The following is a 10,870-nucleotide window of genomic DNA, read 5'->3' on the forward strand; positions in this document are numbered from 1 at the left end:
CAGTGCCCGCTCATGCGCCACACTCCAGCGGCAGCGCCAACTGCTTGGCGATGCTCTCCCAGTCGAACGCAACCACGCCCTGGTCGTCGTGCACGGCATACAGCGCACCGTGCGGGAAGCGCGCGCTGGGTTGCTGCATCATCCAGATGCCATCGGTGTTGGCCACGGTATTGCCCTGGAACGCACCGACCGGCTTCAGCGTATGCCGGTCGAACAGGTGGAACACGCTGCGCTGCTTGCCCTGTTCGGTAGTGATCCACCAGCCGTCCTTGCCACAGGTGCGCAGGGTCACGCCTTCGGCCTGGGCCTTGAACACGTCGCGACCGAAGGTGGTACCGGTGAAGCGACCTGACAGGGTGTAGACCTTGAACTCGCTGGCGTAGCTCTCGTCCTCTTCGGCAATCAGCAGGCGGTCGTTTTCCGGGTCGCCCCAGATCGATTCGACTACGCGTAGTGCACCGGCTTCGCTGGTGTCACCGATGCTGGCGACGAGCTTCGCCTCGACCTTCGCATCGTCGCGGCTCACGTGGTATTGGCGCACGCGCTTGTCCAGTTCCGCCAGCGGCGGCAGGATGTCACGGCCCTGCGCATCCTCGCCGTTGTCCCAGGAATCGGTGACGTAGACGCTGTAGCCATCGGCAAGGCGGTCGACCCACAGCCCGTACGGCTTGCGCAGGTCCTCCGCAGCGAACGTCGCCAGCGGTGCGAAGTCCGGCAGGCTCAATACCTGCACGCGATGATTGTCGCGCTCCACGATCCACAGCAGATCGTCGATCACCGCGATGCCGTTTGGGCGGTCGAACTGCCCCGGTGCGGTGCCGCTGCTGCCCACGTCACGCAGGTGCTGGCCGGTGCTGCCGTCGTAGACCACCAGCTTGTCGGTGGCCTTTGCGGTGGCGATCAGCCACAGCCTGCCATCCGGAGCGCGCCAGGCCGCAGGCGAGTCGATGTTGTCAGCCGGGGTCATCGGCGAAAGGAAGGCCTCGGCGATGGTGGTCACCGCTCGCTCGCCGCTGGCCTTCGCTGACGTCGCGGCCATGGCGGGGTCATTGCCGGTGGCCGGCGTGCAGCCGGCAGCCAGCGCTACCGCCAGCGCGGTGGCCAAGGCAGTGATGCGACGCCCCATCACAGTGCCACCTTCAGGCCCAGCGCGTAGGTGCGGCCATACTCTTCCATCTGCAGGGTGCGCGAGCGCGTGCCCTGGTACAGCTCAAGCGGCTTGTCCAGCAGGTTCTGCGCTTCGAGGTACATGCTCACGCGCGGGGTGAACTTGTAGTCCAGCGAGAAGTCGAGCTGAGTGTTCGGCGCGACGTAGATGTCGAAGGCGCGGCCCTTGCCGATGCTGTCCAGGTACTCGCTGCGGTACACCGCCGCCAGCCGCGTACTCAGACCGTACTTCTCATAGCCGATGTGGGCACTGTAGACGTGCTTGGAGGCGCGCGGCAGGGTGAAGTCCTCGCCTGGGCGGTCCTTGATGCCGGCATCGAACTCGGTATCCAGCCACGTGCCACTGGCGCCGACCAGCAGGCCATCCAGGCCCTCCGGCAGGAAGGCCAGCTGCTGCTGCCAGTTGAACTCGGCACCGCGCACGGTGGCCTTGCGGCCGTTGATCGGCTGGGTCACGTCCAGGCCGCCGTAGGCCGGATCATTGGTGCGCACGGTCTCCACGATGTAGCCATCGATCGACTTGTGGAACAGGCCCAGCGAGACGATGCCGCTACTGCCGATGTACTTCTCTACCGACAGGTCGATGTTCTTCGACTCGTACGGGTCCAGTTCCGGATTGCCCAGGCGCACTTCCTCGTCACCGCGGCTGTAGCCCACGCGCGGTGAAATGTCACCGAACGAGGGGCGCGACACGGTCTTGTTGGCCGAGGCGCGCAGCACCCAGTCATCGGCCGCGTCATAGCGCAGGTGCAGGCCCGGCAGCACGTTGGTGTAGCTGCTGTTGGCCACGCGCGGGGTGACGGTGAAGCTGCGGCCGTTGGCGGCCACGTCCACCTGGTTGCCGACTGCCTTGAACTGGGTGTTTTCCACGCGAACACCGCCGATGATGCGCAGCGCGTCCACATCCCAGGTGCCCATCGCATAGCTGGCGAAGATGTCTTCGCTGGCCACGTAGTCCTCTTCCAGCGAGGTCATCGCGTTGCCACCGACGTCCTGCGGGCGGGCACTGTACTGGCCGCCATTGGCCGCCCAGAAGGCACGCATCGCGGCCGAATCCATGCCATCACCCAGGTTGCCGTGGCGGTGTTCGGGCGAGGAGGTGCTCCAGCTCGACAGCGCCACCTTCGGGCCGACACGCAGTTCGCGCTCATCCACATTGACGTCGCGGTCGCGCCAGCGGCCCAGCAGGCCGAATTTGATGCTGCTGCTGTCGCCGTCGAAGCGCACGTTGACCTGCGCGCTGTGCTCCTTGTCGTTCACCTGCTTGGGCGAAAGCACGAAGCGGTCGAACGCGTAGTTGCTGCTGTCCAGCCACTGCGGATTGTCGAAGCTGTAGCTGGGCAGGCGGCTGCTCTGGTCCAGGGTGCCGTTGAAGGCCTTGCCGTTGAGCTTGAAGCGCGCCTCCATCTCGTCATTCACGCGCTCTTCGGTACGGGTGTAGCCAACCCTGTAGTCGACCACGGCGTTGGTCAGCTTGTTCTCGCCACCCAGGCTGGCCGCGAAGGTGTTTTCCTTCTTGGTTCGGTAGCGCATGCGCTTGTCGATGGAATCCTTCGGCATGCCATCCAGGCGGTACTGGTCGGTGCCGGTCCTGACCATCTTGGCGTCGTCGAAGTTGAAGATCACACGCTGGCGGGTTTCGGCATCGTCGAACTGGCTGTACAGCGTGCGCAGGTAGTACTTGCTGTCTTCGTTCGGGCGCCAGTCGAGGTTGAGGTTGGCGCCGATGCGCTTGCGCTCGATCTCGTACTTGCGGTGCTGCAGGTTGATCGCGGTGACGTCGCCAGGTGCGGCGTCATCCTCGCCGTCATACTCCACTTCGGTGTTGTCCGACTCGAACTTCCGCTTCTGGTAGTTCACGCCCAGGGCCACGCCGAAGGTGTCGTTGAACACTTCGCTGTAGTTGAAGGCGGCCTTGGGGCTGGTCTCCCCGGACAACTGCTGGTGGCTGCCTTCGATCTTGCCACGCAGGCTGCGACCGTCGCGGTCGAAGGCCGAGGCCGATTCCACCAGCACGGCGCCGCCGATGGCATCACCGGGCATGTCCGGGGTCGGCGACTTGACCACGCGCAGGCGTTCGGTGGAGTCGGACGGGATCACGTCCAGCGGCGCGGCACGGCTGGAATCCTCCGGCGTGCCCACGGCGATGCCATCCACGCTGACGCTGTTGAGATTGGCATCCAGGCCACGGATCACCACGAAGCGGCCCTCGCCCTGGTCGCGGGTGACGCTGATGCCCGGCAGCCGCTGCAGCGACTCGGCCACGTTCTTGTCCGGGTACTGGCCCAGCGCATCGGAGGACACCGCGTCTTCGATGGCGTCGCTGCTGCGCTTGAGGTCGACCGCGCGGATCTGCGATTCGAGCTGGGCGCGCACTTCGATGCGGTCCAGGTCGACCGCGTCCGACGCCACGGCGCCGGTGGCGGCTACCGCCTGCTGCCCGGCGGCCTGCAGCGGTGCTGCGGCCCCCATTGCCAGGGTCAGCGTGATGGCAACGGCCAACGGAGTCTTGATATGCACTGGGAATCCCCATTCCTGTTAAGAATGGGTCTGCACGGTATGTCCGCAAGATTGCATGGCCGTGACATGCGCCTGCGCATTTCATGTTGGCCGTCTCCGGCCCCGGTTTGGGGTTGGCCGCCCAATCCGGCAAAATGGCGCCCTCTCTCCTTTTCCCCTTCCCGACCATGAAGATCGTCGAAGTGCGCCACCCGCTGGTGCAGCACAAGATCGGCCTGATGCGCAACGCTGCGCTCAGCACCAAGGATTTCCGCGAACTGGCCAACGAGCTGGGTACGCTGCTGGCCTATGAGGCCACCGCCGACCTGGAAACCGAGCCGCACACCCTGCCCGGCTGGGCCGGCCCGGTCACCGTGCAGCGCATTGCGGGCGCCAAGATCACCGTGGTGCCGATCCTGCGCGCCGGCCTGGGCATGCTCAGCGGCGTGCTGTCGCTGATCCCGGCCGCCCGCGTCAGCGTGGTGGGCCTGCAGCGCGATGAGGAAACCCTGCAGCCGGTGCCCTACTTCGAGCGCCTGACCGGCCGCCTGGAAGAGCGCGACGCGTTGATCCTGGACCCGATGCTGGCCACCGGCGGCACGCTGATCGCCACCATCGACATGCTCAAGCGTGCCGGCGCCCGCCGCATCAAGGGCATTTTCCTGGTGGCCGCGCCGGAAGGCATCGAGGCGGTCAAGGCCGTGCACCCGGACGTGGAGATCTACACCGCGGCCATCGACGCCCAGCTCAACGACAAGGGCTACATCCTGCCAGGCCTGGGCGATGCCGGTGACCGTATCTTCGGGACCCGCGTCGGCTGATCCGGCGAACCGGGGTCAGCGCCCTTTCACAGCGGAAGGGATCTGACCCCAAGCGCGGCCTACAGGCCGGCCGCGAAGGCTTCCAGCTGGCCGATGACCGCGTTCCAGCCGTCGAAGAAGCCCAGCTGCTCATGCTGGTCACGCAGGGCCTTGTCCGGGTGCATCACCCGCGCGGTATAGCGGCAGCCCTGCCCGTCATCCTCCATCGTGATGACGGCGGTGAAGCCCAGCCAGGGTGACTGCGGTCGCCAGCCTGCGCCCAGCATCGAGGTGAACACCAGGCGCTGCTGCGGCACGATCTCCAGGAAACTGCCCGGATTGTCGCTGCTGCCACCATCGGGGCCCTGCATGAAGGTGTGGAAGGCCCCGCCGGGGCGCAGGTCGAATGCGCGTACCTCGGTGGTCCACGGCTTCGGGCACCACCACTGGCGCAGCAGTTCCGGATCGGTCCAGGCCCGCCACAGGGCGGCACGCGGTGCATTCAATACACGGCTGATGACCAGGTCGGTGTCAGGGTTGTTGCCTGCGTCTACGGCCATGGGCCTGCTCCTGTCGGTGAAGGGTTTCAACGAAATCGACCATGCGGTCGGCGCGCGCTTCCCATACGGCACGTTGTTCGGCAAGCCACTGCTCGGCCTCGCCCAACCGCGCCGGCACCAGTTCGCAGGTGCGTACGCGCCCCCGCTTGTGGCTGCGCACCACGCCGCTGCGCTCCAGCACGGCCAGATGTTTCATCAGAGAAGGCAAAGCCATCTCGAAGGGCCCGGCCAGCATCGACACCGTGCGCGGCCCCTGCCCCAGCACAGCCACGATCGCGCACCGGGTCGGGTCGGCCAATGCCTGGAAGACGTCTTGAATGGCGGGATCATACTTACCCATATGGCTAAGTAATACGCCGATCCGAACGTTGCCGCAAGCAGGCGCGGCAATGGCGTGGTTCTTCACGTGGCCTTGCAGTCTGGAAGCGAATGCTCCGCGCACCCGCCCCCCTTGGAGCTCCCGATGAAAGCCTCTTTCCTGCTGGCCGCCGTCCTGCTGGTCGGCCTGCCCCTGGCTGCCAATGCCACCACTCCGCAGCAGCAGCGCATGGCCGAATGCTCAGCCAAGAACAAGGGCTTGAAGGGGGATGCCTACAAGACTGCACAGAGCTCCTGCCTCAGCGGCCATGCCGCCGAGACCAAGGCCGCGACAACGCCGCAGGAACGCATGCGCAAATGCAACGCCGATGCCGGCACGAAAAAATTGACCGGTGATGCGCGCAAGACCTTCATGAGCAGTTGCCTGAAGGCATCGTAACGGTCGCATCCGGATGAAACGCCATCCACGCATGGCGTGGACCTGCCGCCATCAGTGAAGGCCGGGCGTTGCCCGGCCTTTCCATTACCCCAGGGCGCGTGCCTTCAGCTCGCCCTGTTCGTGCAGGGTCACGAAACGCCCCTTGTCATCCCTGCCCAGCTGCGCCAACGCCACCTGCGGGTCGTGGGTGAAGAACAGCCGCACGTTGCGCGCCAGCTTGTCTTCAAGGAACTGCCGCTTTTCGTCGATCAGCAGCTCGGCATTGCGGTCGTAGCCCATGGTGATCGGCACGTGTACCCATGAGCGCCCCGGGATCAGGTCGGCACAGAACACCACGCCACCGTGCGCACTTTCGCCGGCATGCGCGTGACCGACGATCTCGGCCAGCATCAGCCCCGGCGTATGCCCGTCGCTGTAGCTGAAGCGCACGCTGCGGCCGAGCGCCTTCGAGTACTCCCCGTCCACCACTTCCAGCCGGCCACTGGCCTGCAGCAGGCCCGGCAGTTCCGGAATGAAGCTGGCGCGGTCGCGCGGGTGTGGCTGCACGGCGCGCTGCCAATGCTGCGCGCCGACCACAAAGGTTGCGTTGGGGAACAGCAGCTCGGGCTCACGCCCTTCGCTCCACGCCGCCAGCAGGCCGCCGGCATGATCGAAGTGCAGGTGGCTGAGCACCACCACGTCGATATCCTCGTGCTCGAAGCCGGCTTCGCGCAGCGAATCGATCAGCACATGCTGGCTTTCCTGCACGCCGTAGCGCTCGCGCATGCGCGGGTCGAAGAACGCGCCGATACCGGTTTCAAACAGCACGGTTTTGCCTTCCAGCGGGCTGGCAAGCAGCGCACGGCAGGCCAGCTCGATGCGATTGAGCTCGTCCGGTGCCGCCCATTTTTCCCACAACGCGCGCGGCGCGTTGCCGAACATCGCGCCGCCATCGAGGCGCTGCGAGTTTCCACGAATTGACCAGAGTTTCATGTGTCGATTATCGGCGCCGGCTCGTTAAATAATCGCTAGAAGGGAAACAGAAAACCCCGCCGGCAAAGGCGGGGTTTCGATAATCAGCCGGATTGCCGGCCAGCAGCCGGCACGACCGGATCAGCGCGCCGGGACGACCTGGGCACTGCCCACCGGATTGCGCGGGTCGCTGCCGCCGAACAGCTTGTTCGCCTTGCGGTCCCATTCCACGGTCTGCAGGTTGCCCCACACATGGCTGGACCCGCGGCCGCCTGCGGCCACATTGCCCGGCAGGTCGATCCTGTGGCCCATCGCCTGCAGCTGCTTCACCGTCGCCGCGTCGAACGCATCGTCCTCGGCTTCGATCAGGTCCGGCAGCCACTGGTGGTGGTAGCGCGGCAGCGCGGCAACCTGCTGTGCATCCAGGCCGTCGTCGTAGCCGAGGATGCCCAGCAGCACCATGGTGATGATGCGGCTGCCACCCGGGGTGCCCAGCACCACGACCTTGTCGGCGTTCTCCATGAAGGTCGGCGTCATCGAGCTGAGCATGCGCTTGCCCGGCTTCGGCGCATTGGCTTCATAGCCCATCACGCCGAACGCATTGGGCGTGCCCGGCTTCAGCGCGAAATCGTCCATCTCGTTGTTCAGCAGTACGCCGGTGCCCTTGGGAATCAACCCCGAGCCGTACAGCAGGTTGACGGTCTGGGTGGCGCCGACGCGGTTGCCGTCGCGGTCGATGATGGAGAAATGCGTGGTCTCGTCGTCTTCCAGCGGAGTCGGATTGCCCGACAGCAGGTCGCTGGGCGTGGCCTTCTCCGGATGGATGGTAGCGCGCAGGCCCTGTGCGTAATCCTTGCTGGTCAGCACCTTCTGCGGGATCTGCACGAAGTCCGGATCGCCGAGGAAGAAGGTGCGGTCGCGGTACGCGCGACGCATCGACTCCACCACCAGGTGGGTACGGTGCGCCGGGTCCATCTTCCTGATGTCCCAGCCTTCCAGGATCTGCAGCATGCTGGCCAGCGCGATGCCACCGGACGACGGCGGCGGCGCGGTGGTGATCTTCCAGCCGTTGTAATTGAAGACGATCGGCTCGCGCTGCTTCACGCGGTAGCCGGCCAACTCTTCGGCGCTCCATTTGCCGCCAGCCTGCTTCACGCCTGCCAGCAACAGCTTTCCGGTCTGGCCCTTGTAGAAGCCATCGAAGCCATCCGCGGCCAGGCGCTCCAGCGTCTGTGCCAGCTCCGGCTGCTTGAACAGGTCACCGGTGGCGATCGGCTTGCCGTTGCGAAGGTAGACCTCGCGCGTGCCGGGATAGCGCTCCATCACTTCTCGGCGCGACGCATAGCCCTTGGCCATGCGGTCGTACACCGGGAAGCCTTCGCGCGCGATGCGGATCGCCGGCTGCAGCGATGCAGACAGCGGCAGCTTGCCGTGCTTGGCCGACAGCTCGACGAGCGCTGCAGGCAGGCCCGGGATACCGGCCGACCAGGCGCCGTTGACCGAACGATCACGGTCCAGGTTGCCCTGCTTGTCGAGGAAGGCCTGCGGAGTTGCCGCGGCCGGTGCGGTCTCGCGTGCATCCAGCATCACATCCTTGCCGGTGGCCGCGTCGTGCAGCAGGAAGAAGCCGCCGCCGCCCAGCCCGGAACTGATCGGCTCGACCACCGCCAGCGTGGATGACACCGCGACCGCGGCATCGAAGGCGTTGCCGCCCTGCGCCAGGATATCGATACCTGCCTGGGTGGCCAGCGCGTGGCCGCTGGCAATGGCTGCGCCATCGGGGCGCTCGGCACGGGCCGGGCTGTCGGCCCAGGCCATCGGGCTCAGCAGCAGGCCGAGCAGCAACAGGGGGCGGACGATCAGCGTCTTCATTCGGATGGGGGCTCCGCGTAGAGTTCGGGGTGATCGTGCTGCAGCTGGCGCAGCTTGGCCAGCAGCTGGTCTTCCGTTTCCACGATCTCCGGATCCGGGTCGATGCACTCGACCGGGCAGACGACCACGCACTGTGGCTCGTCGAAATGACCGACGCATTCGGTACAGCGCGCAGGGTCGATCACGTAGATGGTTTCACCCATCGAAATGGCCTGGTTCGGGCAGGCCGGCTCGCAGACGTCGCAGTTGACGCAGAGCTCGTTGATTTTCAGCGACATGGCGATACTCCTCGCCCGCGCCTTGGGACAAAGGACCGGCCAGCGCGGGCGCGCGGGCCGGTCAGGTCATCAGCGGCACCCTTGCGGGGTGCCGCCCGGGCCATGCCGGAGCATGGCCGCCATGGCTCGGTATTACTTGGCTTCGACGAAAATGTACTCGGCGCCGGTCGGCTGGACCGCCGCCTGCACGCGGGCGTTGTCGGCCGACTGGCCGATGAAGACGACGCGCACGCCCTTCATCGAATCCGGCGCCACGTCCTTGAACACAGCCTGGATCATGTCAGCCATCTTGCCCGAGGCCGACGAACCGAAGGCCAGCATGTTGCCCGGCTGCACGCCACGGGCCACGGCCTGGGTCGCGCTCTCGGTCTGGCGCTCGTACTTGGCCTGGAAGTCCGGGTCCGATTCCGGCGAGAGGTAGTACAGGAACGGGCTGTTGCTGATGTTGCCCATGTTCTGGATGGCCACTTCCTGCAGGTACTTCTTCCAGCCTGCATCATCGTCCTTGGACGGCGCGACCAGGGCTTGCTTGGCCTCGTCGACCGGAGCGGCCTCTTCCTTCTTGCAGGCGGTGAAGGCCAGGGCCAACGAAGCGATCAGCATCGCGCGCATGGTGGTGTTCATGGGTTTCCTCCCGGAATGGTGCGTGGTGTTGTACGTAATGGGGTGCGGGTACAGCGGGGCTTACGACTGTGCGGCCTTCGCTTCGCGGACCTTGCGCAGGGCTTCGAGCACCGCGGCCGGCACGAAACCGGACACGTCGCCGCCCAGGCGCGCAATCTCGCGGACCAGCGAGGACGAAATGAAGCTGTGCTGCTCGGCAGGGGTCAGGAACAAGGTCTCGACCTCCGGAATCAGGTGGCGGTTCATGCTGGCCATCTGGAACTCGTACTCGAAGTCGGACACCGCGCGCAGGCCGCGCAGCAGCACCCCGCCCTGGACCGAACGTACGAAATGGGCCAGCAGGGTATCGAAGCCGATGACCTCGACGTTGCTGTGGTGGCCGAGTGCGCCACGTGCCAGCTGCACGCGCTGCTCCAGCGGCAGCGCCGGGCCCTTGGACGGGCTCTGCGCCACGCCGACCACGACCTTTTCGAACAGCGGCGCGGCCCGGCTCACCAGGTCGATATGACCGTTGGTGATGGGGTCGAACGTGCCGGGATAAACGGCGATGCGGCGGTTGGCCACGGTCATGGGCGGTTGCAGATGTTCAGATGAGGTCAAAGTGTAGCAGTGGCGCGGCGGTACAGGGCAAAGCGCACCTCGCGGGTGCCGCCCTCGCGGTGCAGCAGCCAGTCCGACGGCAGCACCGGCACGTGGCCGGCCGGCGATTCCAGGTACAGCCAGGCATCGGCAGCCAGATGCCGCGGCAGCTGGGCCAGCACGTCCTGCCACAGGCCATCGGCGAACGGTGGGTCGATGAACACCAGATCGGCCTGCTGTGCCGGTGCGCCCTGCAGCCAGCGCAGGGCATCGGCCTGCACGACGGTGACCTGGCCGGAGGCCTGCAGCTTGGCCACGGCCGCGGTCAGATTGCGTCCCAGCTGCGCGTCGCGCTCGACCAGAGTGGCGTGGGCGGCGCCGCGCGAGACCGCCTCCAGGCCCAACGCGCCACTGCCGGCGAACAGGTCCAGCACCCGCGCGCCGCCCAGTCTGGGCATCAACCAGTTGAAAAGGGTCTCGCGCACGCGGTCGCTGCTGGGCCGAAGCCCTGGCAGGGTCGGCACCGGCAGGCGGGTATTGCGCCAGCGCCCGCCGATGATGCGGACCTGACCGTCATTGCCCCCACGGCCGCTCACCGGCGCCCCCGGCGGGAGGTATTCGAGAATTTCAGCATGAGCGGGATTGTAGTTCGGCCGGGCTTTGCCCGGCACCCGTCGAAGCCACGGCAACGGCCGAAGCAACGGCAAAAGCCGGCTATCCGTGGGTTGGCGGGGTGGGTCCGGTCGAGGGGGGACGCTGCAAGTACGTCCATGTAAGCTCGGT

At 66.3% G+C, this 10,870-nt stretch carries 12 protein-coding genes; 2 read left to right on the forward strand and 10 right to left on the reverse strand.

Annotation, left to right across the window (positions count from 1 at the left end; genetic code table 11):
• Positions 1-10 precede the first annotated feature (10 nt).
• Both G5A07_RS14780 and G5A07_RS14785 read right to left on the reverse strand, forming a co-directional pair.
• On the reverse strand, positions 11-1,126 hold the full coding sequence (locus tag G5A07_RS14780) for a phytase (protein WP_099560538.1): 1,116 nt from the start codon (positions 1,124-1,126) through the stop codon (positions 11-13).
• Complete coding sequence (locus G5A07_RS14785) at positions 1,126-3,687, reverse strand: TonB-dependent receptor (protein ID WP_191863509.1); 2,562 nt, start codon at positions 3,685-3,687, stop codon at positions 1,126-1,128. The genes G5A07_RS14780 and G5A07_RS14785 overlap by 1 nt, the downstream gene beginning before the upstream one ends.
• Before the next feature lie 167 nt (positions 3,688-3,854).
• Between G5A07_RS14785 and upp the strand changes: the two genes are divergently transcribed.
• A complete protein-coding gene (gene upp / locus G5A07_RS14790; protein WP_004153184.1) occupies positions 3,855-4,487 on the forward strand; it encodes a uracil phosphoribosyltransferase in 633 nt (210 codons plus the stop codon).
• A 59-nt stretch (positions 4,488-4,546) separates the two neighbouring features.
• Here upp and G5A07_RS14795 read toward each other — a convergent pair whose 3' ends face one another.
• Positions 4,547-5,026, reverse strand: coding sequence for an SRPBCC family protein (locus tag G5A07_RS14795; protein ID WP_191863510.1), 480 nt, complete (start codon positions 5,024-5,026; stop codon positions 4,547-4,549).
• The gene (locus G5A07_RS14800) at positions 4,998-5,432 is read right to left on the reverse strand and encodes a metalloregulator ArsR/SmtB family transcription factor (RefSeq protein WP_262102986.1); all 435 of its coding nucleotides are present in this window, start codon (positions 5,430-5,432) and stop codon (positions 4,998-5,000) included. Before G5A07_RS14800 ends, G5A07_RS14795 begins: the two co-directional genes overlap by 29 nt.
• 57 nt (positions 5,433-5,489) lie before the next feature.
• Here G5A07_RS14800 and G5A07_RS14805 point away from each other — a divergent pair, with 57 nt between their 5' ends.
• Positions 5,490-5,783: a PsiF family protein gene (locus G5A07_RS14805; RefSeq protein ID WP_019338338.1), complete on the forward strand. Its 294-nt coding sequence runs from the start codon at positions 5,490-5,492 to the stop codon at positions 5,781-5,783.
• Between the two features lie 84 nt (positions 5,784-5,867).
• Here the strand turns inward: G5A07_RS14805 and G5A07_RS14810 are convergent, their stop codons facing one another.
• The 6 genes from G5A07_RS14810 to rsmD form a co-directional block, all read right to left on the reverse strand.
• The gene (locus G5A07_RS14810) at positions 5,868-6,755 is read right to left on the reverse strand and encodes an MBL fold metallo-hydrolase (RefSeq protein ID WP_053442833.1); all 888 of its coding nucleotides are present in this window, start codon (positions 6,753-6,755) and stop codon (positions 5,868-5,870) included.
• Between the two features lie 120 nt (positions 6,756-6,875).
• Positions 6,876-8,606 (reverse strand): gamma-glutamyltransferase, encoded by a 1,731-nt coding sequence (gene ggt / locus G5A07_RS14815; protein WP_191863511.1) that lies wholly within the window; start codon positions 8,604-8,606, stop codon positions 6,876-6,878.
• On the reverse strand, positions 8,603-8,884 hold the full coding sequence (locus G5A07_RS14820) for a YfhL family 4Fe-4S dicluster ferredoxin (RefSeq protein ID WP_010484376.1): 282 nt from the start codon (positions 8,882-8,884) through the stop codon (positions 8,603-8,605). The genes ggt and G5A07_RS14820 overlap by 4 nt, the downstream gene beginning before the upstream one ends.
• A 132-nt stretch (positions 8,885-9,016) precedes the next feature.
• Positions 9,017-9,508, reverse strand: a complete 492-nt coding sequence (locus tag G5A07_RS14825) for a hypothetical protein (protein WP_010484374.1) — start codon at positions 9,506-9,508, stop codon at positions 9,017-9,019.
• Positions 9,509-9,568: 60 nt separating this feature from the next.
• A complete protein-coding gene (gene coaD / locus G5A07_RS14830) occupies positions 9,569-10,078 on the reverse strand; it encodes a pantetheine-phosphate adenylyltransferase (protein ID WP_010484372.1) in 510 nt (169 codons plus the stop codon).
• 26 nt (positions 10,079-10,104) lie between these two features.
• The gene (rsmD, locus tag G5A07_RS14835) at positions 10,105-10,683 is read right to left on the reverse strand and encodes a 16S rRNA (guanine(966)-N(2))-methyltransferase RsmD (protein ID WP_019338335.1); all 579 of its coding nucleotides are present in this window, start codon (positions 10,681-10,683) and stop codon (positions 10,105-10,107) included.
• Positions 10,684-10,870 lie beyond the last annotated feature (187 nt).

This window comes from Stenotrophomonas sp. AS012628 (assembly GCF_010608305.1).
Classification (GTDB): Bacteria; Pseudomonadota; Gammaproteobacteria; order Xanthomonadales; family Xanthomonadaceae; genus Stenotrophomonas; species Stenotrophomonas geniculata.